Annotated in this window: 21 protein-coding genes and 1 pseudogene; 13 read left to right on the forward strand and 9 right to left on the reverse strand. The window is 64.9% G+C overall.

Features of this window, described 5'->3' with window-relative positions; genetic code table 11:
• Positions 1–8: 8 nt before the first annotated feature.
• A complete protein-coding gene (locus B9Z01_RS27450) occupies positions 9–1,376 on the reverse strand; it encodes a dihydroorotase (RefSeq protein ID WP_085488701.1) in 1,368 nt (455 codons plus the stop codon).
• 107 nt (positions 1,377–1,483) lie between these two features.
• Between B9Z01_RS27450 and B9Z01_RS27455 the strand changes: the two genes are divergently transcribed.
• The 3 genes from B9Z01_RS27455 (at position 1,484) to B9Z01_RS27465 (ending at position 4,661) form a co-directional block, all read left to right on the forward strand.
• Positions 1,484–2,377 (forward strand): LysR family transcriptional regulator, encoded by an 894-nt coding sequence (locus B9Z01_RS27455; protein WP_085488702.1) that lies wholly within the window; start codon positions 1,484–1,486, stop codon positions 2,375–2,377.
• A 185-nt stretch (positions 2,378–2,562) separates the two neighbouring features.
• A complete protein-coding gene (locus B9Z01_RS27460; protein WP_085488703.1) occupies positions 2,563–3,924 on the forward strand; it encodes an MFS transporter in 1,362 nt (453 codons plus the stop codon).
• 59 nt (positions 3,925–3,983) lie between these two features.
• Entirely contained in the window at positions 3,984–4,661 is a 678-nt protein-coding gene (locus tag B9Z01_RS27465; protein ID WP_085488704.1) for an aspartate/glutamate racemase family protein, read from the forward strand.
• Positions 4,662–4,666: 5 nt separating this feature from the next.
• Here the strand turns inward: B9Z01_RS27465 and B9Z01_RS36420 are convergent.
• Both B9Z01_RS36420 and ribA read right to left on the reverse strand, forming a co-directional pair.
• Positions 4,667–4,795: pseudogene (locus B9Z01_RS36420) on the reverse strand (tyrosine-type recombinase/integrase); the annotation flags it as partial.
• A 269-nt stretch (positions 4,796–5,064) separates the two neighbouring features.
• A complete protein-coding gene (gene ribA / locus B9Z01_RS27470; RefSeq protein ID WP_085488786.1) occupies positions 5,065–5,715 on the reverse strand; it encodes a GTP cyclohydrolase II in 651 nt (216 codons plus the stop codon).
• A 387-nt stretch (positions 5,716–6,102) separates the two neighbouring features.
• On the opposite strand from ribA, the gene B9Z01_RS27475 reads away from it, so the two are divergent.
• A complete protein-coding gene (locus tag B9Z01_RS27475) occupies positions 6,103–6,546 on the forward strand; it encodes a CBS domain-containing protein (protein WP_085488705.1) in 444 nt (147 codons plus the stop codon).
• Between the two features lie 445 nt (positions 6,547–6,991).
• Here the strand turns inward: B9Z01_RS27475 and B9Z01_RS27480 are convergent, their stop codons facing one another.
• Both B9Z01_RS27480 and B9Z01_RS27485 read right to left on the reverse strand, forming a co-directional pair.
• On the reverse strand, positions 6,992–7,339 hold the full coding sequence (locus tag B9Z01_RS27480) for a DUF4148 domain-containing protein (protein ID WP_085488706.1): 348 nt from the start codon (positions 7,337–7,339) through the stop codon (positions 6,992–6,994).
• Positions 7,340–7,671: 332 nt separating this feature from the next.
• Positions 7,672–8,301, reverse strand: a complete 630-nt coding sequence (locus B9Z01_RS27485) for a DNA-3-methyladenine glycosylase (RefSeq protein WP_085488707.1) — start codon at positions 8,299–8,301, stop codon at positions 7,672–7,674.
• Positions 8,302–8,850: 549 nt separating this feature from the next.
• Between B9Z01_RS27485 and B9Z01_RS27490 the strand changes: the two genes are divergently transcribed.
• Entirely contained in the window at positions 8,851–9,210 is a 360-nt protein-coding gene (locus B9Z01_RS27490; protein WP_085488708.1) for a BON domain-containing protein, read from the forward strand.
• Between the two features lie 503 nt (positions 9,211–9,713).
• Positions 9,714–10,796, forward strand: coding sequence for a calcium:cation antiporter (locus B9Z01_RS27495; RefSeq protein ID WP_085488709.1), 1,083 nt, complete (start codon positions 9,714–9,716; stop codon positions 10,794–10,796).
• A gap of 31 nt (positions 10,797–10,827) precedes the next feature.
• On the opposite strand, the gene B9Z01_RS27500 is transcribed toward B9Z01_RS27495, so the two are convergent.
• Positions 10,828–11,718: a LysR substrate-binding domain-containing protein gene (locus B9Z01_RS27500; RefSeq protein ID WP_085488710.1), complete on the reverse strand. Its 891-nt coding sequence runs from the start codon at positions 11,716–11,718 to the stop codon at positions 10,828–10,830.
• A gap of 497 nt (positions 11,719–12,215) precedes the next feature.
• Here B9Z01_RS27500 and B9Z01_RS27505 point away from each other — a divergent pair, with 497 nt between their 5' ends.
• The 7 genes from B9Z01_RS27505 (at position 12,216) to B9Z01_RS27535 (ending at position 18,858) form a co-directional block, all read left to right on the forward strand.
• A complete protein-coding gene (locus B9Z01_RS27505; protein WP_085488711.1) occupies positions 12,216–13,310 on the forward strand; it encodes an ABC transporter substrate-binding protein in 1,095 nt (364 codons plus the stop codon).
• 5 nt (positions 13,311–13,315) lie between these two features.
• Positions 13,316–14,284, forward strand: coding sequence for an ABC transporter permease (locus tag B9Z01_RS27510; RefSeq protein WP_085488712.1), 969 nt, complete (start codon positions 13,316–13,318; stop codon positions 14,282–14,284).
• Positions 14,281–15,201, forward strand: coding sequence for an ABC transporter permease (locus tag B9Z01_RS27515; protein ID WP_085488713.1), 921 nt, complete (start codon positions 14,281–14,283; stop codon positions 15,199–15,201). The genes B9Z01_RS27510 and B9Z01_RS27515 overlap by 4 nt, the downstream gene beginning before the upstream one ends.
• Positions 15,202–15,268: 67 nt before the next feature.
• On the forward strand, positions 15,269–16,375 hold the full coding sequence (locus tag B9Z01_RS27520) for an ABC transporter ATP-binding protein (RefSeq protein ID WP_085488714.1): 1,107 nt from the start codon (positions 15,269–15,271) through the stop codon (positions 16,373–16,375).
• 114 nt (positions 16,376–16,489) lie between these two features.
• Positions 16,490–17,326: a transporter substrate-binding domain-containing protein gene (locus tag B9Z01_RS27525; protein WP_085488715.1), complete on the forward strand. Its 837-nt coding sequence runs from the start codon at positions 16,490–16,492 to the stop codon at positions 17,324–17,326.
• Between the two features lie 96 nt (positions 17,327–17,422).
• The gene (locus tag B9Z01_RS27530) at positions 17,423–18,202 is read left to right on the forward strand and encodes an amino acid ABC transporter permease (protein ID WP_085488716.1); all 780 of its coding nucleotides are present in this window, start codon (positions 17,423–17,425) and stop codon (positions 18,200–18,202) included.
• Between the two features lie 2 nt (positions 18,203–18,204).
• Positions 18,205–18,858 (forward strand): amino acid ABC transporter permease, encoded by a 654-nt coding sequence (locus B9Z01_RS27535; RefSeq protein ID WP_085488717.1) that lies wholly within the window; start codon positions 18,205–18,207, stop codon positions 18,856–18,858.
• A 9-nt stretch (positions 18,859–18,867) separates the two neighbouring features.
• Here B9Z01_RS27535 and B9Z01_RS27540 read toward each other — a convergent pair whose 3' ends face one another.
• The 3 genes from B9Z01_RS27540 to B9Z01_RS27550 are packed head-to-tail and all read right to left on the reverse strand — an operon-like array spanning position 18,868 to position 22,920.
• The gene (locus tag B9Z01_RS27540; protein ID WP_085488718.1) at positions 18,868–20,184 is read right to left on the reverse strand and encodes a c-type cytochrome; all 1,317 of its coding nucleotides are present in this window, start codon (positions 20,182–20,184) and stop codon (positions 18,868–18,870) included.
• Positions 20,185–20,201: 17 nt separating this feature from the next.
• Positions 20,202–22,463, reverse strand: a complete 2,262-nt coding sequence (locus B9Z01_RS27545) for a xanthine dehydrogenase family protein molybdopterin-binding subunit (RefSeq protein ID WP_085488719.1) — start codon at positions 22,461–22,463, stop codon at positions 20,202–20,204.
• A gap of 1 nt (position 22,464) precedes the next feature.
• Positions 22,465–22,920: a (2Fe-2S)-binding protein gene (locus tag B9Z01_RS27550; protein ID WP_085488720.1), complete on the reverse strand. Its 456-nt coding sequence runs from the start codon at positions 22,918–22,920 to the stop codon at positions 22,465–22,467.
• Between the last annotated feature and the right edge of the window lie 341 nt (positions 22,921–23,261).

Here is a 23,261-nt window from a genome sequence, read left to right on the forward strand (position 1 = left end):
GGACTCGCTCAGTGCTGCACGCCAGCGGCATGTGGGCGCAGGAACGCGCCGTAGCCGGCTTGATTGGTGATCTTGCTGCCGTCGAACACCAGCGTCCCTCGACAATACGTGGCGGCTACACGCACCGTAAATTCCATGCCTTCGAAGTTGCTCCACTGCACCGCCGCCAGACTGTTGGACGGGTCGAACGCGTAGCGCTTCGGATCGAGGATCACGATATCGGCATCGGCGCCGGATCGGAACGAGCCTTTGCGGTCATCTAGCAGGAAATGGCGCGCCGGATTGCTGCACAACTGGCGGGCGACCATGGTCGGGGCGATGCCGCGAGCCTCACAACCGCTCCAGAAGGCAGGAAGCAGCGTTTCCAGGCCTGGGCCGCCAGATGAATTCTTGAACACGTTGGGATTACCCTTGCGTTCGAGGCCCCAACTGACGTGGTCTGACGAAACGAAGGTGCAATCGCCATTGGCGATGTGCGTCCACAGCAACTCTGTTTCCGCTTTCGGGCGAATCGGTGGGTAGTGCTTGGTACGGGCACCGAAACGACGCGTGTGTTCCTCGTGATTGAGCATCAGGTACTGCACGCAAGTTTCGATACTGCTGCGATGACCAGCACGCCGATACATATTGCAGACTTCGAAGCCGCGCGCAGTCGACACGTGCACAGCATGCGCGCGCGCGCCGGTCTCAGCGCCGATTTCATAAATCAGGGAAGTGGCCAGGTTTTCTATCAACGGCGTGTGCGCACGCAGGAAAGCGTCCCAGCCGGTATCACCGGCTTCGCTCATGCGACGGATGTTCTTGCGCGTCAGTTCCTGCATCTGGTTATGTACGCTGCACGCCAGTCCCGATGGGCCGATCAGCCGAAAGGCTTCGTACAGGTCGTCTTCCTCCAGACGCGGGAAGCGGCCCGGTGTCGCTTCAAAAGTGGAAAACTTGAAAGCGCAGACGCCGCCGTCGATTAGGCCACTGGCGGCTGCCATGCCATGCTTTTCATTGAGCGTGCCGAACAGGGCCACGTCGACGTGACAGTCGCGTTCGACTTCGGCGATCTTGGCGTCCAGATGCTCGCGCGAAGCGACAGGCTCCGGATCATCGTACGGCATGTCGACCATCACCGTGACGCCCCCCGCCGCCGCCGCGCGTGAGGCCCAGCCGAGTCCTTCCTGATTGGCCTGGCTGCCCGAATGCACCTGGCCGTCCACCACACCAGGCAGCACCCATTGGCCGCGTGCGTCCACCGAGTCGCGCGCTGCCGGTGCGGCACCGGTGCCGCGCTCGACAATCTTGCCGTCACGTACCGCCAGCCAGCCGCCTTCCACCACGCAGTCTGCATCGACCAGATTGCCCTGCACCACCAAATCGAAATCACTCATGACCTGCCTCCTGTTCTCAGATAAACACCTGTGGGCCGCAGTGTAGGCAGTGTCAAACCAGAATGTCATATACTGATTTATCTACTATTCATAACATCAGGTTAAGGATGCGACTCAATCTTCGGCAAATCGAAGTCTTTCGCGCGATCATGGTGACGGGCTCGATCAGTGGCGCCGCCAAGCTGCTGAACGTGTCTCAGCCCGCCGTGTCGCGGCTCCTTTCCTATGTGGAGCAACGTCTTCGCCTGACGCTGTTCGAACGCATCAAGGGACGGTTGTATCCCACGCCAGAAGCCAGGCGGCTGCTCGAAGAAGTCAACGTCGTGTACCAAAGCGTGCAGCGCGTCAATGAAGTCGCCGAGGACTTGATACAGCACCGTGCCAGCCACCTGCGCATTGGCTGCAGTCTCAATCTGGGCCAGTCGCTGTTACCGCTGGTCATTGCCGCGTTCGCGCGCGATTTTCCTGACGTACGGGTGATTCTGCATACCACTTCGCCAAATCTGGTGATACAGGCCCTGCTGACTCAACAAATTGAACTAGGCGTGGCCTACATGCCGGCGAGCCATCCCAATTTGTGCGAGGAGAGACTTTACGAGAACTGCATCGTGGCAGCGATGCCGGCCGACCATCCATTGGCCGCGCGTGAAAGGCTGCAGGTGGCCGACCTGGCGGGCGAGGCATTCATCGGCTATAGCAGCGACATTCCTTTCGGTGATCTGGTCGGGCAATTGTTCGACTCGGCCGAGCATTCACCCGAGCCGCGTATCGAGGTGCAACAGGTGCATGTAGCGTGTGCCTTGGTCGAGGCTGGCCTCGGCATTGCCCTGGTCGACGAACAGACGGTGGCACATGGCACCTGGCAGCGGCTGATAACGCGTCCGCTCGAGCAGACCATCAGCGCGCCTGTACAGGTATTCCATCGTCTATATGAGCCGCTCTCGCGCACTGCGCAAGCGTTTGTCGGCACACTGCGCGCGTTTCGCGATCAGCGCTTTTGAGTTCACCGGGTATTAGAGTTTGGGTTGGTGGCTACGCAGAACTTAACATCATGTTATGCCTTGGCGACATAAAGTAATGCGACAGGCACGGCGGCAGGTCCTAGAATCCGCACACATCGCTCGGTCCGTGGTGCTGTATGTGCAGCGCTGGAAACCGAAGCTAAAAGTGAATCTGGAGACTGTTAATGCCCCAATCCATTTCCCCCCCGGCCGTCGCCGACAACCAGCGACCCGAGACGGGACTGCACGCCGCCCCCAACCTCGTCCGGGTTGGCCGGCGCGCGGTTGCGGCTGCCTCGATCGGCAATGCGCTGGAATGGTACGACTTTTCGATCTACGCCTTCTTTGCGATCTATTTCGCCAACAACTTTTTCATTCGCGCTGACAGCGGCACGCGCCTGCTCGAGGCGTTTCTGGCCTTTGGCCTCGGTTACGTGATCCGCCCCCTAGGCGCACTTGTGCTGGGGAGCTATGGTGACCGCGCCGGCCGCAAGGCAGCCCTGACCATGACCATCTCCATCATGGCATTGGGCACGCTGGTCATCGCCGTGGCACCAACGTACGCTGCCATCGGCGTCGGTGCGCCGATCCTGATCGTATGCGGCCGGTTATTGCAAGGTTTCTCCGCGGGTGGGGAGGTTGGCGGGGCGGCAGCGTTTCTCGTCGAGCACGCACCGCCCGAGAAGAAGGGCAAGTACGCCTCCTGGCTGCAAGCCAGTATGGGCATCACCAATATCCTCGCGGCGCTGGTGGCAACGATCGTCACCATGAGCTTCACGTCGGAGCAAATCAACGACTGGGCCTGGCGCATTCCCTTCCTGCTGGGTCTGTCCATTCTGCCCGTCGGATTGTGGCTGCGCCGGACACTGCATGAAACGCCAGCGTTCGAGGCGGAGAAGCTTCGTCAGCAGCATGACGGATGCACGGAGCGCGCACCTTTGCTGCAGGTGGTGCGTGATTACCCGCGCCAGTTGCTGGCGGGCGTCGGCCTGTCGATCCTGTGGGTCGTGTCGGTGTATGTGCTGATCATTTTCCTGCCGACCCATGCGCAGCGGGCCTGGCACTTCACAGGGGCGCAAGCGTTTCGCGCCTCATTAGTCGGTAATTGCCTGCTGGTGGGCGGATGTGTGTTTGCAGGCACATTGTCCGACAGGTTCGGACGGGCGCGCGTGCTGACCACTGCGGCGCTATTGCTGCTGGTCACCGTGTATCCGGCGCTGATGTGGCTCGATGCTGCACGTACACCAATGGTGCTGATCATCGTGCAGTCGCTCCTGTGCGTGCTGGTATCACTGTTTTCGGGAGTGGCGCCCTCGGCCCTGTCGGAAGTGTTTCCAACACGCGTGCGGGCGACCGGCATGTCGGTCGCCTATAACACCGCCTCTGCTGTGTTTGGCGGCTTCGCCCCAGCCATACTGACGTGGCTCTACAACGAGACCGGCAGCCCCTTCGCCCCTGCCTGGTATGTGATGGCCGCCGCGCTGATCGGTCTGTTCGCAGTTGGCCGCATCGACAAGTTACGGCCGAAGGCGCCGGTGAGCGCCTGAAGTAACGTCGTGCATTCGCCAGGCTTAACCCGGCATCCTCTTCGAGCCTCCATCTCGCCATGTCCAAGCATATTTACGTTATCAATCCCAATTCGCTGATTGCTGTGACCGCGGCAATCGATCAGGCTCTGGCGCCGCTGCGCTTTGCCGACGGTCCGCAGATTCATTGCGTAACGTTGGCCGACGGCCCTGCCGGCATTCAGACGCAGCGCGACGTCGATGCCGTGGTCACGCCACTGTGCACGCAGATCGCGCGCAGCGAGCGCGATGCCGAAGAGCGCGGCGGCACGGCGGCCGCTTTCGTGATCGCCTGCTTCAGCGACCCCGGGCTGTATTCGGCCCGTGAGAGCACCGACCGGCCGGTGCTGGGTATCGCCGAGTGTGGTGTGCTGACGGCCATGACGCTGGGCCAGAAGTTCGGCGTGGTTTCGATTCTGCAGGCCTCGATCGGCCGCCACTGGCGCTACTTTGCGTCGATGGGCGTGACGGGCCGGCTGGCCGGCGATATCGCCATCGGCCTGAGCGTGGCCGAACTGGCAGATCAGCAACGTACGTTTGCGCGCCTATGCGCGGTAGGCGAGGAATTGCGCGATAGGCAAGGCGCTGACGTGCTGGTGCTGGGCTGCGCCGGGATGGCGGCTTACCGGGCCGCGCTGGCCGAGCACCTGGGCATGCCGGTGGTCGATCCCACCCAGGCGGCGGTGGCCATGGCGATGGGGCAAGCGGCACTACGTTAGACGCACACGGCGGGCCATTCGCCGAGTTTCACCTGCCGCATGCGGCCATCGACCGGCGACTTGTAACGATACGTCCACGACTTGCGGCTCGTCTAAACCTGGAGACGTAGTCCCGGAAATCCATCGAACGTCATGGGCTCGCCGCCCGGCAGCTCGGCCACGACACGTGCATCAAAGCGCCTTCTTCCCTCGGCATAGGTCTTTCCGAGAGAAGAAGGCACGGCGTAGGTTTTCGGCACGACGCGAGAAAAACCTACGCTGAGTCGGCAAGTTCAGGTAAGCGAAGACAAACGTGGATCTGTTGGGCCAGGCAACGAAGGGTGCAATATTTTTCTTAAAATTCAGTAGTTTTCCGCCGTTCCCAGCCTTCCTTGCACGACTCCATACAAGTCCGGAATTTCGACTACTCGTTCTCTTCGAAGTAATGCCCGAACTTGACCTGCTTCGTGCGGATATAACGCTCGTTTTCCTCGCGCATCGGAATGGCGAGCGCGACGCGCTCGCACACGGGAATACCGTGCTTCGACAGCGTGTCAAACTTCTCCGGGTTGTTGCTCATGAGCCGCACCGAGGTGACCTTGAGCGTGCGTAGAATGCCCGCGGCCGAATCGTATTCGCGCGAATCGTCGGGCAGGCCGAGGTCGAGATTGGCCTCGACGGTGTCACGTCCCTGCTCCTGCAGCGCATACGCGCGAATCTTGTTCGACAGGCCGATGCCGCGTCCTTCGTGCCCGCGCAGATACAGCAGTACGCCACAGCCTTCGGCCGCGATATAGCGCAGCGCGAGGTCCAGTTGCTCGCCGCAGTCGCAGCGATAGGAGCCGAGCACGTCGCCGGTGAGGCATTCCGAATGCAGGCGCGTCAGCACGGACGACTTGCCAGCGACATCGCCCATCACGAGCGCGAGATGTTCGGCGCCGCTTTCGACCACGCGAAACACATGGGAAGTGAACGTGCCGTAGCGCGTGGGAAGCGTGGCGGTGGCGTCGAGAACGACGCATTCGCCGGTGATGGCGCCGTCCGCTGCGGGCGATGGATCGTGAGACGTGAGCATGGCGTTGAACAGTGGTGCTGACATGAACCCGGGCGAGCCGGGGATAAGGTGTGGACTGCGAGTTTACCGCTAATCCACACGCCGCACGCGGATGCCCCTTCACGACAGCGAAAAGCGGCGCGAAGCGGGGGCACCAGCAGTGACCGAAGGTGACGAACGATGGTAAGCGGTGACGAGCAGCGACGAGGAGTGACAAGCAGCGGCACGCAGCCAGGACACACAGAAAAGCGCACACCCGCGCGGCCACGCCGATGCGGCGCGCATCGCGCGGCCCGTCACGCGTATTCCCGGTGTACCGCGGGCACACGTCGCGCCTATACTGCAATGGCCTGTCCCTCACGACAGCACGCCGCGTCGGCGTGCTGCATTGCGAAACGGAGCCGCTCCATGACAAGCGTTGCCCAGCTTCTTAAAACGAAACCGAACAACACTGGCGTCTACACGATCGGCGCCGACGATTCTGTCTACGAGGCGATCCGGCTGATGGCCGAAAAAGGCATCGGCGCGCTGGTGGTGACGGACGGCGACAGCATCGCCGGAATCGTCACGGAGCGCGACTATGCACGCAAGGTGGTGCTGATGGATCGCTCGTCGAAGGCAACGCCGGTGCGCGACATCATGAGCAAGGCCGTGCGCTTCGTTCGTCCCAGCCAGACGACCGACGAGTGCATGGCCCTGATGACCGAACGGCGCATGCGTCACCTGCCGGTCATCGAGAACGACCGCCTCGTCGGCATGGTGTCGATCGGGGACCTCGTGAAGAACATCATCGCGGAACAGCAGTTCACCATTCAGCAACTCGAGTTCTATATTCACGGCGAACGGCCCTGAGCGAGGTGCGCGGCCGTCATTCGTCGGCTGTGTGCGCGCTTCGCTGAATGCACGGGCCGCGCAGGCGAACGCCCAAGCGGACGCAAAAAAAGCCCAAACCTCGAAAAGCTTGGGCGAAGCTACCTTGCGGCAGCGGAGGTTCCTTCAGACCGGAACACAACGCGCGCACGAACGACACGCCGGGTAGCACACGTGCGTCGCGCTGGAATGGAACACTTCGTGGTGGAACACCTGTGCGCCGGAGCTTCTGGCGCACAGGTTGCCGTGCTGCGTTCACGGATTGCCTCGCCGACGGATCAGACCGCCGCTTCGAGCCCGACCTGTGGCGGCAAGGCTCGAAGCGCAAAGCTCAAACTATTCGTGTCTGCCTCAATCGAGGCCGGGCCATGAAGGCAAACCGTATCGGCCTGCCTGCGCACAGCAAGCGCGACCGCCACACAGGCAATCAGTTGCCGAAGTAAATGCTGTGCGCGCCGCTCGTCGGCTGGACCACGCCGCCCGACTGCGACGAGCCGTTCATCGGCGCGCCATAACCGCTCGTGTCGGCGGTCGGCTGGACCTGCGTCTGCGCGAGGGCCGGATTCTGCGCTTGCACGCGCTGTTCAGCGGCCTGCACGTCGGCCGGATAGTTCGGGTCGTTCGACGTAGACGGGTTATAGCCCGCATGTTCAAGCTGGATCAGTTCGCTGCGAACTTGCGCGCGGGTGACTGGCTGGTCGCTCGATTGAGCGAACGAAACGGCCGGTACGGCGAGAACGGCTGCAATGGCTACTGCCTTGAAGAGCGATTTCATGATGACTTACCTCCAATCTGGTTTTACCTGCATCGCTCGCCACGCGGTTGTGTGTCGTGGAGCGATTGGTTTCAGTCTAGTCACCGCTTCTTCAAGGGAAAACCCTTAATTTCGAGATTAATAATTGTTCACTTCGCAATAATGATTGGGAATTTATCGCCTTTTATCTATCGAGCATGAACTTTGCAGTAATAATTGTCGGGATCGTAACCTTTGCGTCTGATGTTTCCGAAATACGTCTGATCTGAGGAAGTTCTGCCATGACACGCGGTCCGAACGGCGGGATTCAGCGGTCGCGCCGGCAGGTATTTCACGCCCCCTTCCGCCCCCTGTCACGCCCCCGAATGCGGAATCAGCAGCAGCTTGCGCGGCCCGCTCACGAACGCACTGCCTGGCTCGAAAAAACGCAGCGGCCGATGCATCTCGCGCGATAGGCCAATGCGCGTCGTCACGCCGATTGGCGCTTCGCCCGCCTCGATCATGCCGATCCACAGGCCTCGCCCCGCGCAGAGATCGCAGCCGTCGAACGACTGGCCGATGCCGAATGCCGTCGTCAGCCGGCCGGGTCCGCGCGCGAGATCGCGCAGCGGCACACCGGGGCGGCGCGCTTCCATCAGCGTGAGCCCTTCGAGTGGCTCGACCGCGCGCAGCAGGATGCCGGCGCCGACCTCTTCCGCTTCGGCGGACATGTTGAGCATGTAGGACACGCCGTAAGTCAGCCTCACATAGGCGTGGCCGCGCGCGAGAAACATCGAGCCGTTGTACGAGCGGCGGCCGATAAACGCATGGCTCGTCGAATCGCCGACCGGGTAGGCCTCGGTCTCGACGATGCGTCCGCTCATGCGTCCCTCGGGCAGCTCGTGCACGAGGTATTTGCCGACCATGAAACGCGCCAGCTCGACCGTGTCGACAGGCAGATCGCCGCGGCGCAGTGGCCGGATGGGGAGAAGCTCGTTTCGCATGCGTTCGGCCTTCCTGATACGTATCGCGTGGGCCTTGAAGCATGAGCAAAAACCGGCCGAAGGTCCAGCGCAAGGCGTGGCAAAAGAAGCCGCAAAGGGGCCCTTCCCGGTGAAACGGCAGAGGCACCGAGCTACCGACAAGCGACAAGCGACAACCGAGTAATCGACTACCGGCTACTGGCAACCAACATCGGCGCGGCAAAGCCGCAACAAAGCCCACAGATCACGCGTACCGCCCGCTAACCGCAGCGCATGGACACACCAATCGCACGCCATCGCTTCGTCCTGGCGCGTCTGTTCGTTGTGCCAAAACCTCACTTTCGCGCCGCTTCAGAGTCGACATGGAACTAATTGTTGTATTGTGTGCTCTGGCTGCCACCCAGCCTTTGCAGCCCGCGCGCCGCGCGATTTCCGGCAGCGGCATCCCGGCTGGGAGCGGTTGCGCGGCTGCCGTATCCGTGCCATTCAGATTGAATCTCGCTGTACCCGCTGGTGTAACCATGGTCCCCGCCAGGGACCGACGTAACTACGACAACAGGAGAACGTTGAATGAAAGCATTTCCGGCAATCAAGGTGATCGGCGGCGCACTGATCGTGCTCGCCTCCCTCAACGCATACGCGCAAAGCAGCGACGCAGCCGCCACGGCAGCGCCCGCCGCAACGGCGCCGACCACCAAGCAGGTTCGCGCGGCCAACCGCGCGCTGCAGCGCAAGGTCCGCGGCACGCTCGCGAAGACCAAAGGCCTGTCCGTTGCGAACATCACCGTGCGCGCGCGCGATGGCGCTGTCACGCTGGCCGGTTCGGTGCCCGAGGCGTCGCAGATCGAGCTTGCGACGACAGCCGCGCAAGGCGTGGCCGGCGTGACGTCGGTGCGCAACGCGCTGACGATCCGCGCACTCGGCCAGTAAGTTGGCCAGTCAGCCGGCCAGTAGGCACGTGATCCCGCAATAGAAAAAACGCTGGCGCCGATGTCCAGACAAACGGCATCGACGCCAGCTTGCCGTTCAGCCCGGCTCGACACGCAATCCGGCTCGTCTGTCCGAGCTGCTCATTCGCCCCGTTTCCACTTCGGCGACGCGCTCCCGCGGCACGGCCGCCGTGATTCCCCTGTGTCCCCGGAACCGCCATACTTTCAGCGCAAGGCGCGCACGATAGCGTGCAACCGGTCCCGCCACGGCACAATGACTTCCTGCCGGACGACACATCGGGCACATCGCGCTCGCGGCTTCGCAGCGTCCGTCACGCCAGTGCGTTCGCCGCGCTTGCAACGCTCCACCTCAAGTTCAGCTATCCCTTATAATTTAATGGCTTAGAGCATTCTATTGAGACATCGCTCCAACTCCGCGCCCGCAGCGAAAAACAGCCGTCACCGCTTCACCCAGCCATCCACCCGCGTTAAAAGGAAGCCCGAATGACCTCGCCCACGACCGTTTTGCCGCGCTGGACCCTCGTCGTGCCATTCGTCGGCTGGATCGTGCTCGGCGCGGCCCATGCGATTCCCGGCAACGCACTGATGCTCTCGCTGGTCGGCGTGTCGCTGTGCGCGGCGGTTTTCGCCGCCGTGCACCACGCGGAAGTGGTCGCGCATCGCGTCGGCGAGCCGTTCGGCACGCTCGTGCTCGCGGTCGCCGTCACCGTGATCGAGGTGGCGCTGATCGTCTCGGTGATGCTGACGTCCGGCCCCGAAAAAGCCGGTCTCGCGCGCGACACGGTGTTCGCGGCCGTGATGATCGTCTGTAACGGGATCGTCGGGCTGTGCCTGCTGGTGGGCGGCATCCGCCATCTCGAACAGGACTTCCAGAGCCGCGGCGCGGCAGCCGCGCTTGCGGTGCTCGCGTCGCTGTCGGTGCTGACGCTCGTCATGCCGAACTTCACGACCACGAGCGCCGGCCCGATTCTCTCGTCTTCGCAGCTGGCGTTTGCGGGCGCTTCGTCGCTCGTGCTGTATGGCGTGTTCGTGTTCGTGCAAACCGTGCGCCACCGCGATTACTTCCTCGCCGACGTACCCGACGAAGACGTTCACGCCGAGCCGCCGAGCGCCCGCCTCGCCGGAATCAGCGCCGTGCTGCTGCTCGTGAGCCTCGTCGCCGTGGTGCTGCTCGCGAAGGTGCTCTCGCCGGTCGTCGAGACCGCGGTGCTCAACGCGGGTGCGCCGCCGGCGGTGGTCGGCATCGTGATTGCGTCGCTGGTGCTGTTGCCCGAGGGGCTCGCCGCCTTGCGCGCGGCGCGCGGCGACCGCCTGCAAACCAGCCTGAACCTTGCGCTCGGCTCGGCGCTCGCGAGTATCGGCCTGACCATTCCGACCGTCGCGGGCGTGTTCCTGTATATCGGCCAGCCTATCGTGCTCGGCATCAACGGCAAGGAAATGGTGCTGCTCGCGCTCACGCTCGTGGTCGGCACGCTGACGCTCAGCACGGGACGCACGACGATCCTGCAAGGGGCCGTGCATCTGTCGCTGTTCGCCGCGTATCTGTTTCTGTCGTTTGCACCGTGACGGGCTTCAGGTGAACCACGCGCGTCCCGCCTCACTCTTCCCAATGCTCGACGATCCAGTCGCGAAAGAGGTTCAGCTTCTGCTGTTGCGCGACTGAATCCGGATAGACGAAGTAATAGCGCCAGCCGGTTTTCAGCACGGTGTCGAACGGCCGCACGAGACGCCGTGCCGCCACGTCCTCGTCGATCAGCGCGAGATCGCTGATCGCCACGCCGAAGCCCTGCGCGGCGGCGTTGGTCGCCATGTCGAGCGTGTCGAAGCTCGGGCCGAGTTCGGCGTCGATCTCACCCGCGGCCGCCTCCACCTCCGCTACCCTGGCGAGCCACATCTTCCAGTCGCGGTGATCGCGCGTCGGATGCAGCAGCGTGTGGCGCGCGAGATCCGCCACCTGCGCGAGCGGCTTGTCCTTGAGCAGCTCGGGCGTGCAGACCGGCGTCAGCCGCTCCTCGAACAGCGACACCGCCTGCACGTCCGCGCCCGGCGATGGGCCGTAGACGATCGCCGCGTCGAACGGCTCGCTCTGGAAATCGACGTCGTGCTGCCAGGTCGTGGTGATCTGCACATGCAGATCGGGGTACTCGGACTGGAAGCGCATGATCTTCGGCAGCATCCAGCGCATCACGCAGGTCGGCACCTTCAGCGCGAGATCGGTGCGCTGCCTGGTCAGCCGCAGCGACATCTCCTCGATGCGCGCGAAGCTCTCCTTGACGGCCGGCAGCAGCATCTCGCCTTCGGCGGTCAGCGTGAGCCCCTTCGCGTGACGCTTGAAGAGCGGGAACTTGTAGTAGTCCTCGAGCGCGATGATCTGCCGGCTGACCGCGCCTTGCGTGAGGCACAGATGGTCGGCGGCGCGCGTAAAGCTGCGATGGCGCGCGACGGTTTCGAAAATCTGCAGCGCGTTGAGCGGCGGGAGGCGTCGCATCGGCATATCCGGGATCAGAAAAAGTCATTGCACGGACGTGGCGGCGCCCATCGCCGCCCTGCCCGTCAAGCCAACAGCATACGCGATCGGCCGTGTCCGCACGAGCCCGTTCGCGGGCAAACCCGTATGCATTCGGCTCATGGCGAGCACGAAAACAGGCTGCCCCGGCCGTGCTGCACCGCCGTGGTGCGGCAATCGCGCGGCCGCCGCACCAGAACCGAGCTTTCCTCATACCTCGCGGCAAGCCGCATCCACGGGCGCAATATGGACGTTAACCCGCATACGCCATCGCCTGCGCCTTCCCGGCGATCCGCTCAGCCGCGCCGCGCCGTTTCCGCCAGCCTCGAGCCATGAGCCTACGTCATGCCATCCATGCGCATATTTCGATTGTTGCGGGATTTTGGCAAACCTACAGTGCATCCACGCGCGGTATAGGGATATCCGGCAGCGGTCACGGCGAAACATGGGCAACGGGCGTTCAACACAGGGAGACCGCCATGCAGCAGATCAAACGGGGTAGAAGGCAGGCCATCAAGACGATCGGTACGGCGCTCGCGGCATCCGCGCTGCCGATGCCGTTCCTCAATCTGCGCGCGCAGGAGCACAACTTCAGCGGCAAGACGCTGCGCATCCTGACGTGGTCCGACGATACCGGCACGGCCGCGCTGCGCAACATCGCCGCGACCTTCACCGCGAAGACTGGCGCCAAAGTGATCGCCGATCGCGCCGACGGCACCTCCGGCATGGTCGCCAAGCTCAAGGCCGCGGGCGATCGTCCCACCTACGACGTCATCACACTCGCTGGTGTCGGCGCATCTGGCCTCGCCGACGCGGGCCTGCTGATGAAGCCGGACCTCGACCGCCTGCCGAATCTCAAGGACGTCGCGCCGCAATACCGCACGGGCGCGAACGGCTTCGGCATCGGCTATCTGCTGTGGTCGGACGGGCTGATCTACAACACCGCGACGGTCAAGACCGCGCCTGCGTCGTACGAAGCGCTGTGGGACCCGAAGTACACCGGCCGCGTGTTCCTGCCGCCGCCCGAATGGGCCGAAGCGGTCGACCTCGCGATCATCGCCGCGAAGATGAGCGGCGGCTCGCAGCAGAACATCGAGCCCGGCTTCAAGAAGCTCGCGCAACTGAAAGACCACGTGATGACGCTCGGCGAGAATCCGAACCAGGTGGCCGATCTGTTCCGCACCGGCTCGCTCGATATCGGCGGCATTTACTCGCCGGCGTTCTTCCCGGAGCAGATCCGCAAGCCCGAGTACAAGATGGGCGTGACCTACGGCATGAAGGAAGGCTTCGCCACGCAACTGATGTTCACGGTGATCCCGAAAGCGCATCCCGGCGACGCCGACCTGATCCACGCGTTCATCAATCATTCGCTCGACGCGGGCGTGCAAGGCCGCATGGCCGCCGACGTGCTGAACGGCCCGGTCAATTCGAAAGCGGTGATTCCGGCCGAAAGCCGCGCGTTCGTGCCGAGCCCGCAGCAGATCGCCGAGAAAGCCGTGCTGCATGACGACAAGGCGCTCGCCGCCGTGCAGCCGGCGTGGATCAAGCGCTACACCGAAATCTTCTCGGCGTGACGCCCATGCTCGCGCGTTTCTCGCAGCGTGCCGCGATGGTGCCGGACGGGGCGGCGCCGGGCCCCGCGCCCGGCGCCGCGGCCGCCGTTGCCGCCAGCCACCCGCCCGAACCCGCCGCGGCCGCGCTCGCGAAAACAGGGCCATGGCTGCTGCTCGCGCCGATCCTGCTGTTTCTCGCGGTGCTCGGCGCGGCGGCGCTGGTCGTGCTGCGCATGAGCTTCGGCGTGTCCGGCAACGAATGGCGCAGCTTCACGCTGCAGAACTACGCGGACCTGCTCGACGGCTACTTCATCAAGTCGTTGTGGCTCACGCTGCGGCTCGCGTTCCAGAGCATGCTCTGCGCGGTCGTGCTGGCGATTCCGGTCGCGCTCGCGATGGCACGCACGAAGTCGCGGCTCGCGCGGCGCTTGCTGCTCGCGGGTGTGCTGCTGCCGCTGCTCGTCAACCTGCTGCTGCAAGGCTATGGCTGGCTCGTGATTCTCGGGCCGGCCGGCCTGCTCAATCACGCGCTGCTCGCGAGCGGCCTCGTCGAGCGTCCGGTGATGTGGCTGTATCGCGAACATGGCGTGTTGCTCGGCCTGATCCAGACCGCGTTTCCGCTTGCGGTGCTGCCGCTCTCCAGCGCAATGCGCGCGGTCTCGATCTCGTACGAGGAGGCCGCCGCGACGCTCGGCGCGACGCGCTGGCAAACGCTGCGTCACGTGCTGTTGCCGCTCGCGATGCCCGGCCTCGTGTCGGGTGCGCTGCTCGTGTTCGCCTACAACGCGAGCGCGTTCGCGGTGCCGCTGCTGCTCGGCGGGCGCCGCGTGCCGATGCTCGCGGTGCTGGTCCACGATCAGGTCGCACCGCTCCTGAACTGGCCGGCGGCTTCCGCCTCCGGTGTCGTGCTGATGATCGCCACGCTCACGGTGATGGCGCTGTCGCAACGGCTCGTGCGCCGCACGCAACGTCTGACCGGGGAGCCCCACGCATGAGCACGCCACTGCCGACCTCGCGCATGCCGCAACCGGCGCCGCCCTCCCCGGGGGCGCCACGTTCGCCACGTTCGCTACGTCTGCCGCGCCTGCCGCATACGATGCCCGGCCAGCTCGGCAAGGCCACCGCGCTCGTCGCCGCAATCGTGCTGTTCCTCGCCGCGCTGCCGATCCTCACGATGATCGTGATGTCGTTCAGCGCGGCCGACACGCTCGAATTTCCACCGCACGCGTACAGCCTGCACTGGTATCGCGCGGCGTGGCACAGCTTCGTGTCGCCGGATGCGACCGACACGCTGTCGATGGGCGCCGCGCTCACCACGAGTCTCATCGTCGCGTTCTCGACGATGCTCATCGCGACGCTCGTCTCGGTGCCCGCCGCGTATGCGCTCTCGCGCTACCGCTTTCGCGGCAAGCCCGTGGTCGAGCAACTGGTCGCGCTGCCGCTCGTCTATCCGCTCGTGATGCTCGGCCTGTCGCTGCTGCTCGTCTTCAACGTGCTGCCGGTCGAACTCGGCATGGGCCGTCTGATCGTCGCGCATGTGATTCTGGCGCTGCCGTTCACGGTGAAGAACTGCGCGGCTTCGGTCGCCTCGATCGGCCCGGAGTTCGAGGAAGCGGCCTGCGTGATGGGTGCGAGCCCCGGCCGCGCGCTCATCGACGTGGTGCTGCCGCTGATGCGCCCCGGCATCCTCGCCGGCATGCTGTTCGCGTTCATCGTGTCGTTCAACGAGTTCACGGTGACGTTCTTCCTGTACAGCATCGATACGATGACGCTGCCGGTGTGGCTCTACAGCCGCACGGTGTCGTCGCTCGACCCGACCGTGTTCTGTTTCGCCGTCGTCATCGTCGCGATCGACTTCGCGCTGATCTGGCTGCTCGAAAAGCTGATCGGCGACGAAGGAGTCGCACTGTGAGCACGCTGAGCACGCCAATGCGCGCTCACGCCCCGGCGCACACGACGCCCTTTCGCTGGAGCCTCTGATGACCCATCTGACCTTGCAAGCCATAACGCGCCGCTTCGGCGCGGTGCACGCCATCGACAACGTCGACCTGAGCGTGCCCGACGGCAAGCTCGTCTGTTTTCTCGGCCCGTCCGGCTGCGGCAAGACTACCCTGCTGCGGATGATCGCCGGGCTCGAGACGCCCAGCTCGGGCAGCATCCATTTCGCCGGCCGCGACATCACGCGGCTGCCCGCCAACCGGCGCGACTTCGGCATGGTGTTCCAGTCGCTGGCGCTGTTTCCGCACATGACGGTCGCGCAGAACGTCGCGTATCCGCTGAAGCTGCGCAAGGTCGCGAAGGAGAAGCAAACGCGCCGCGTCGCCGAACTGCTCGAACTGATCCAGTTGCCGCATATGGCGAACCGGCCGGTCACGCAGCTCTCGGGCGGCCAGCGCCAGCGCGTCGCGATCGCGCGCGCGATTGCTTCGGAGCCCCAACTGCTTTTGCTCGATGAACCGCTGTCCGCACTCGACGCGAAGCTGCGCGAAGCGATGCAGGTCGAGATCCGCCTGCTGCAGCAACGCCTCGGCATCACGACGATCATGGTCACGCACGACCAGCGCGAAGCGATGACGATGGCCGACGAGATCGTCGTGATGGAGAAAGGCCGCATTGCCCAGGTCGGCAAGCCGCTCGACATCTATCGCGATCCGGTCAGCGAGTTCGTCGCCGACTTCATCGGGCTCGGCAACATCCTGCCGGTCCAGTACGACGGCGCGGGCGGCGTGAGCCTGCCGGGCGGACGGCGCATCGAGGTCGCGCAAAACCCACGCGCGCCGCGCGCTCCGCTCACCGGCGCCGGGCAGCCGGTTCAGGCCGGCGACGCGATCCGTCTGCTGATCCGGCCCGAGGACATCTGCGTGAAGGCGGCCACCGACGCCGCGAGCCCGAACCGGCTGCCCGGCACCGTCACGTTCATCCGCGACGTGGGCGCGTCGCTCGAAGCCACGATCGATTGCAGCGGCTTCACGCTGACCGCCGCGACCACGCCGCGCGAAACGCCGGGGCTCGCGCTCGGCATGCCGGTGCTCGCGGAACTGCCGCCGCACGCGTGCAAGCTGATCGCCGCGCGCGCCGCTCACTGACATGCACTGACACGCGCTGACACGCACGCCGGCCGCCCGATGCCCCGAACGGCTCACGCACACATCACGCACACGCTTCACTTCAATAACGACGCTTTTCGACAGAGGAAGATCATGAACCAGCGCCCCGCTTTCCAACCGAATCGCCACGTGAAGCCCCGCCGCGGGTTCGCCACGCTCGCCGCGACGCTCGCGTTCACCGCACTCGGCGCGTTGTGCGCGCTGCCGTCGGCCGCGCATGCCGACGCGCTCGACGACATCGCGAAGTCCGGCACGGTGCGCATCGGCGTGTTCGAGGACTATCCGCCGTTCGGCTCGATCGGTCCGGACATGAAACCGGTCGGCTATGACATCGACGTCGCGAACCTGATCGGCAAAGCACTCAACGCGAAGGTCGAACTCGTGCCCGTGACGGGTGACAACCGCATGGCGTATCTCGCCGACCACAAGGCCGACATGCTGCTGTCGGTCGGCCAGACACCCGAGCGCAAAAAGGTGATCGACTTCTCGCAGCCGTACGCGCCGTACTACCTCGCCGTGTTCGGCCCGAAATCGCTGCACGTGAAGAACGCCGCCGACCTCGCCGGCAAGTCGATCTCAGTCGCACGCGGCACGCTCGAAGATCTGAGCGTCACGAAAATCGCGCCGCCCACCGCGAACATCAAACGTTTCGACGATCCGAACGGCGCGATATCGGCGTTCCTGTCCGGTCAGGCACAGTTGATGGTGGTCGGCAACGACGTCGGCGCGACGATTCTCGCGCGGCATCCCGCGAACGATCCGGAGCAGAAGTTTTCGCTCTTCAGCTCGCCCGATCACGTCGGCCTGAACAAGAACGAGCCGCGCCTGAAGGCGAAGGTCGACGATACGATTGCCAAGGCCCGCAAGGACGGCACGATGAACGCGATTTCGCAGAAGTGGCTGCGCGCGCCGCTGCCGGCCGATCTCTGAACCTTGTTGCGCGAACCGCTGCGAAGTCCCTCTCGCGTGAGGGACTTCGCGGCGAGCGGCCGCGCCGGAATCTGATCCTACGATGAGCACGAAGCCATGACCTACACGTTCGATTTCAGCGGCTTCGGCCTCTACGCGGACATGCTCGTGCACGGCGCCGCCGTGACGCTCGGGCTCACGGCCGTGTCCACGCTGCTCGGCGGGCTCGTCGGCATCGCCGGTGCGAGCATCGCGGCGGCCGGGCCGAAATGGGCGCGCTGGCTGGTCGCGAGCTACGTCGAGCTGATCCGCAACACGCCGTTCCTCGTGCAACTGTTCTTCGTGTTCTTCGGCTTGCCGAGCCTCGGCATTCATATCGACGAAGTGCAGGCCGCGATTCTCGCGATGACGGTCAATCTCGGCGCGTACGCGACCGAGATCGTGCGCGCCGGCATCGACTCGATTCCGCGCGGCCAGGTGCAGGCGGCCCAGGCACTCGGCCTGCACGGACGCCAGGTGTTCCGCCATGTCGTGCTGCCGCAGGCGCTCGCCAACGTGTTTCCCGCGCTGCTCGGCCAGGTGCTGATCGTGATGCTCGGCTCGGCCGTCGTCTCGCAGATCTCGGTGCCCGACCTGACCTATGCGGCGAACTTCATCCAGTCGCGCAACTTCCGCTCGTTCGAAAGCTACCTCATCATCACGGCGACCTATCTGCTGATGTCGATCGTGCTGCGGCAACTGCTCAACCGCTTCGGCCGTGGTCTGTTCGCGGGCCGCGCGGCGCGCGGCAACAGTAACAACAGTAACAGCGGCAGCAACGACAGCGGCAACGCGCCGCGCAACTGGCGCACTCGCCTGACGTGGCGCGGCGCGCGCACCCTGCCGACGGAGCACTGATCATGGTCGAATTCACGCTATGGGACATCGCCCGCAATCTGCTGCTCGCCGCGCGCTGGACGGTGCTGCTGTCGCTGATCGCGTTCGTCGGCGGCGGGATTGTCGGGCTCGTGCTGCTCGCGCTGCGCGTCTCGCCGATCGCGTGGCTGCGCCGCATCGTCGTGCTGTACGTCGAAGTGTTTCAGGGCACGCCGCTCCTGATGCAGCTCTTTCTCACGTTCTTCGGCCTGCCGCTCCTCGGTGTCGACGTCTCGCCGTGGGCCGCCGCGGCGGTCACGCTGACGCTCTACACGAGCGCGTATCTCGTCGACATCTGGCGCGGCTGCGTCGAGGCGGTGCCGCGCGGCCAGTGGGCCGCGGGCGCGAGTCTAGGCATGACGTTCGGCCAGCAGCTGCGCTACATCGTCTGGCCGCAGGCGTTGAAGATCGCGGTCGCGCCGACGGTCGGTTTTCTCGTGCAGGTCGTGAAGAGCACCGCGCTCGCGTCGATCATCGGCTTCACCGAATTGACGAAGACCGGCACGATGATTACCAACGCGGCGTTCCGCCCGTTCCCGATCTACGCGATGGTCGCGATGATCTACTTCGCGATGTGCTTCCCGTTGACCTGGTATGCGCGCGTGCTCGAAAAGCGTCAGAAGGTAGGACATCGCTGAAGTCGACGGTCATCGCGCCGCCTGCGTCGACTGGCGCAGCTTCGCGACCTCGGCCGCGCCGACCGCCGGCGCGCCGTTGTTCCAGCCGGCGCGCACGAAGCTCAGCACGTCGGCGATCTGCTGGTCGTCGAGCACGGCCGCGAAGCCCGGCATTGGGAACGGCGACGGCACGCCGTTGATGACGAGATCGCCCGTGCCATTCAGCGTGACGTTGATCAGCGACGACGCATCCTTCGCGAGCACGTTCGGATTGCCCGCGAGCGGCGCGAGCATCGGCGCGAAGCCTTGTCCGCCAGCGCCGTGGCAATGCATGCAATACGCGGTGTAGACGCGCGCGCCGGCATCGTTCGCGGGACGATCGAGCGATACCTTCGTCGCCTTCGGATCGTACGTGTACGGCGGCGCGCCGTTGCCGCCCACCGACGGCAGCGACTTCAGATACGTCGCGACCGCCGCGACGTCGGTGTCGCTCATGCCCTGCGTGCTGTTGTTGATGACGCTCGTCATCGAGCCGAACGCCGACGCATGGCGATTCGCACCGGTCTTCAGGAAGGTACGCAGATCTTCGTCGCTCCAGCGCCCGAGCCCCGCGTTGTGCTCGCCGGTCAGGTTCGCGGCGAACCAGCCGTCGAGCGGCGCGCCACTCAGAAAGGCGCTGCCGCTTTCGTCGAGCGCGCTCTCCTGGAACGCGACGCCGCGTGGCGTATGACACGAGCCGCAGTGCCCGAGTCCCTGCACCAGATACGCGCCGCGATTCCAGGCGGCGTCCTTGCCCGGTTTGTCGCGATACGCGCCCTTCTCCAGAAACGCCATGTTCCAGAGCTTGAGCGGCCAGCGCATATTCAACGGCCATTTGATGTCAGGCTCGCGATTCGCCTGCTGCACGGGCGTGACGCCGTGCATGAAAAACGCGTAGAGCGCCTTCACGTCGTCGTCGTTGACCTTCGCGTAGGACGGATACGGCATCGCCGGGTACAGGTTGTGGCCGTCCTTCGCGACGCCTTCGCGCAGCGCCTGCGCGAACTCCGCCTCGGTATAGCCGCCGATGCCGGTCTGCGCGTCGGGCGTGATGTTGGTCGTGTAGATGCGGCCCATCGGCGTGTTCATCGGCAGACCGCCCGCGAACGGCTTGCCTTTTGGCGCCGTGTGGCAGGCCGCGCAATCGCCGAGCTGCGCGAGATAGGCACCGCGTTGCACGAGCGACTGATCGGCCGCCGGAGTTGCCGCCGAGTTTGCTGCCAGAGTTGCGGCATCAGCCGGTCCTTGCGCGATGAACGGCAACGCAACGCACAACGCTGCGCCGAGACCCTTCAGAGTGGTTTTCATATCCGGGCTCCTGCGCCTCACGCGCTGTGCAGTTGACGGCCAACCGGCAATTGCCGCAGCCGCTTGCCGGTGGCCGCGTAGATCGCATTGGTCAGCGCGGGCGCGAGCGCCGCCGTGCCCGGCTCGCCGATGCCGCCGGGCGCTTCGCCGCTCTTCACGATGTGCACCTCGATAGGCGGCGTCTCGTTGATGCGCAGCATCCGGTAGTCCGTGAAGTTGTTCTGCTCGACGCGGCCGTCCTTGATCGTGATCTCGCTATAAAGCGCCGCCGTGATGCCGAAGATGATGCCGCCCTGCACCTGCGCTTCGATCGTGTTCGGGTTGACGACCATCCCGCAATCGACCGCGCAGGTGATGCGCTCGACGGCCACTTCGCCCTGATCGACGGCGACGTCGACGACGATCGAAAAGAAGCTGCCGAACGCATGCATGACCGAGACGCCGCGTCCTTGCCCCTGGGGCAAGGCGCTGCCCCAGTTCGCGGCCTGCGCGGCGGTGTTGAGCACGTTCAGCGCGCGCGGTGATTTGCCGAGCAGGCTGCGCCGGTACTGGACCGGATCGATCTTCGCGTGCGCGGCGAGTTCGTCGATGAAGCTCTCCACGACGAACGTGCCGCGCGTCGGTCCGACGCCGCGCCAGAACGCGGTGGGCACCGCATGCGGCTCCTCGCGCACGTAGTCGACCAACTGGTTCGGCAGGTCGTAAGGCAGATCGGCGGCCACTTCCACCGCGTCGGGGTCGAGCCCATTTTTGAACGCGGGCGGCGCGAAGCGCGCCATGATCGACGAACCGGCGATACGGTGCTGCCACGCGAGCGGCTTGCCGTTCGCGTCGAGCCCGGCCGAGATCGTGTCGTAGTAGTACGGCCGGTACATGTCGTGCTGGATGTCTTCCTCGCGCGTCCACAGCACCTTGACCGGCGACGACACCTGTTTGCCGACCTTGACCGCCTGCCTGACCATATCGGTTTCGAGGCGCCGCCCGAAGCCGCCGCCGATCAGATGGTTGTGCACGATGATCTTGTCCGCGGGCAGGCCCGTGACAGCCACCGCCGCATCGACGACGCGCGTCGGCACCTGCGAGCCGAGCCAGATTTCGCATGCGTCGGCGCGCACGTGGACCGTGCAGTTGATCGGCTCCATCGTCGCGTGCGCGAGAAACGGCTGCTGGTACACGGCATCGACGCGCGTCTTCGCGTCGGAGAACGCGCGGCCCACGTCGCCTTCCTTGCGCGCGACCGCGCCGTTGCGTTGCGACGCCGCCGCGAGATCGCCGACGATCGTCTTCATCGACACCTGCGCACCCGCGCCTTCGTTCCACTTGATGTCGAGCGCCTGCACGCCGCGCTTCGCGGCCCACGTGTGATCGCCGATCACCGCGACCGCGTTGTCGAGCTTGATGATCTCGCGCACGCCGGGGATCGTCTTCGCATGCGTATCGTCGACGCTCGCCAGCGTGCCGCCGAACACCGGGCAGTTCGCGATCGCCGCGTAGACCATGCCGGGCAAGCGCACGTCGAGCCCGAAGAGCGCGGTGCCATCCACCTTCTCGGGCGAATCGAGGCGCTTCACCGGCGTGCCGATCAGTTTGAAATCTTTCGGGTCCTTGAGCGGCACGTTCTGCGGCACGGGCAGCGCGGACGCGGCCTGCGCGAGCTGGCCGTAGCTCGCGCTGCGATTGCTGGCCGCGTGGATCACCTGGCCCGCCTGCGCATGGCAAGTGGCCGGATCGACTTGCCACTGCTGCGCGGCCGCGTTGACGAGCATCACGCGCGCGGTCGCGCCCGCGCGTCGCATCGGCTCCCACGCGAAGCGGATCGACGTCGAGCCGCCCGTGAGCTGGCCGCCGAGCAGCGGATCCATGAAGAGCTTTTCGTTGGGCGGCGCGTGATCGAGCGTGACCGCGTCGAGCGGCACTTCGAGTTCTTCGGCGATCAGCATCGGGATCGACGTGTAGACGCCCTGGCCCATCTCCACCTTGGGCATCACGAGCGTCACCTTGCCCGCGGTATCGATCTGGATGAAGGCGTTCGGCGCGAACACGCCGCTTTGCTGCGCCTCATCGGCATCGCCGCCGATCACGCTCTTGCCGGTCTTCTGATCCTGGCTGGAAGCCGGCAGGCTGAAGCCGAGCAGCAGACCGCCGCCGGCTGCCGAGCCAACCGTCACGACCGTCACGCCGAATTTCAGAAAGCCGCGCCGCGAGATGCCGTGCGCGTTGTTCGCTTGCGCGTTCGACGGCCGCGCGCCGTTCTGTGCATCGAGCAATCCCCGGGACATGTCAGGCCTCCTTCGCGGCGTGCCTGATCGCCGCGCGGATGCGGTTGTACGTCCCGCAGCGGCAGATGTTGCCGGCCATCGCGGCGTCGATGTCGGCGTCGCTCGGATTGGGGTTGCGCGCGAGCAGCGACGCCGCCGACATCACCTGCCCCGACTGACAGTAGCCGCACTGCACGACGTCGAGTGCGCGCCAGGCCTCCTGCACTTTCTGCCCCACGGGTGTGCCGCCGACTGCTTCGATCGTGACGACCTTGCGGTCGCCGACCGCCGCCGCCGGCAATACGCACGAGCGCACCGCGACGCCGTCGAGATGCACGGTGCATGCGCCGCATTGCGCGATGCCGCAACCGAACTTGGTGCCGGTCAGGCCGACGAGATCGCGCAGCACCCACAGCAAAGGCATGTCGGGTGGTGCATCGACGGTATGGCTTTGGCCGTTGATATTGAACGTTGTCATACGCGGCTCCGGGTGGGATTTATTGTGGGGTCCTGGCTGTTTAGACAGCGGCGTCGCATCAGAACGCGAAAGCTTGCCGGGTTTGTTCAGCATGCCGCGCTAATCACGCAATGCGAGACGGCTTGGGTCGAGCGATTGAGTCAAGCGAGCGTCGCTGGCAGTCCGGCTGATTGTAGTCGTGGAAAAGGAAGTTCGCCTTGTAGGTGTACAGGGTACGCGTCCCGACGTTTGGTAACGGGATGCAAATCAATGCGTTACCATCGACGCATCAGCCCGTTAGCCTGACGGGCAGGAGCCGGCGCGTTATCTTGCGACTTGGGTCGCGGCGCGCGATTCCGGCA

It is taken from the genome of Paraburkholderia susongensis (assembly GCF_900177725.1).
GTDB classification, from domain to species: domain Bacteria; phylum Pseudomonadota; class Gammaproteobacteria; order Burkholderiales; family Burkholderiaceae; genus Paraburkholderia; species Paraburkholderia susongensis.

Excerpts from the sequence above, each read along its gene's own strand:
- B9Z01_RS27450 (WP_085488701.1), bottom strand. The coding sequence starts at position 1,376 with ATGAGTGATTTCGATTTGGTGGTGCAGGGCAATCTGGTCGATGCAGAC.
- B9Z01_RS27455 (WP_085488702.1), top strand. The coding sequence starts at position 1,484 with ATGCGACTCAATCTTCGGCAAATCGAAGTCTTTCGCGCGATCATGGTG.
- B9Z01_RS27460 (WP_085488703.1), top strand. The coding sequence starts at position 2,563 with ATGCCCCAATCCATTTCCCCCCCGGCCGTCGCCGACAACCAGCGACCC.
- B9Z01_RS27465 (WP_085488704.1), top strand. The coding sequence starts at position 3,984 with ATGTCCAAGCATATTTACGTTATCAATCCCAATTCGCTGATTGCTGTG.
- ribA (WP_085488786.1), bottom strand. The coding sequence starts at position 5,715 with ATGCTCACGTCTCACGATCCATCGCCCGCAGCGGACGGCGCCATCACC.
- B9Z01_RS27475 (WP_085488705.1), top strand. The coding sequence starts at position 6,103 with ATGACAAGCGTTGCCCAGCTTCTTAAAACGAAACCGAACAACACTGGC.
- B9Z01_RS27480 (WP_085488706.1), bottom strand. The coding sequence starts at position 7,339 with ATGAAATCGCTCTTCAAGGCAGTAGCCATTGCAGCCGTTCTCGCCGTA.
- B9Z01_RS27485 (WP_085488707.1), bottom strand. The coding sequence starts at position 8,301 with ATGCGAAACGAGCTTCTCCCCATCCGGCCACTGCGCCGCGGCGATCTG.
- B9Z01_RS27490 (WP_085488708.1), top strand. The coding sequence starts at position 8,851 with ATGAAAGCATTTCCGGCAATCAAGGTGATCGGCGGCGCACTGATCGTG.
- B9Z01_RS27495 (WP_085488709.1), top strand. The coding sequence starts at position 9,714 with ATGACCTCGCCCACGACCGTTTTGCCGCGCTGGACCCTCGTCGTGCCA.
- B9Z01_RS27500 (WP_085488710.1), bottom strand. The coding sequence starts at position 11,718 with ATGCGACGCCTCCCGCCGCTCAACGCGCTGCAGATTTTCGAAACCGTC.
- B9Z01_RS27505 (WP_085488711.1), top strand. The coding sequence starts at position 12,216 with ATGCAGCAGATCAAACGGGGTAGAAGGCAGGCCATCAAGACGATCGGT.
- B9Z01_RS27510 (WP_085488712.1), top strand. The coding sequence starts at position 13,316 with ATGCTCGCGCGTTTCTCGCAGCGTGCCGCGATGGTGCCGGACGGGGCG.
- B9Z01_RS27515 (WP_085488713.1), top strand. The coding sequence starts at position 14,281 with ATGAGCACGCCACTGCCGACCTCGCGCATGCCGCAACCGGCGCCGCCC.
- B9Z01_RS27520 (WP_085488714.1), top strand. The coding sequence starts at position 15,269 with ATGACCCATCTGACCTTGCAAGCCATAACGCGCCGCTTCGGCGCGGTG.
- B9Z01_RS27525 (WP_085488715.1), top strand. The coding sequence starts at position 16,490 with ATGAACCAGCGCCCCGCTTTCCAACCGAATCGCCACGTGAAGCCCCGC.
- B9Z01_RS27530 (WP_085488716.1), top strand. The coding sequence starts at position 17,423 with ATGACCTACACGTTCGATTTCAGCGGCTTCGGCCTCTACGCGGACATG.
- B9Z01_RS27535 (WP_085488717.1), top strand. The coding sequence starts at position 18,205 with ATGGTCGAATTCACGCTATGGGACATCGCCCGCAATCTGCTGCTCGCC.
- B9Z01_RS27540 (WP_085488718.1), bottom strand. The coding sequence starts at position 20,184 with ATGAAAACCACTCTGAAGGGTCTCGGCGCAGCGTTGTGCGTTGCGTTG.
- B9Z01_RS27545 (WP_085488719.1), bottom strand. The coding sequence starts at position 22,463 with ATGTCCCGGGGATTGCTCGATGCACAGAACGGCGCGCGGCCGTCGAAC.
- B9Z01_RS27550 (WP_085488720.1), bottom strand. The coding sequence starts at position 22,920 with ATGACAACGTTCAATATCAACGGCCAAAGCCATACCGTCGATGCACCA.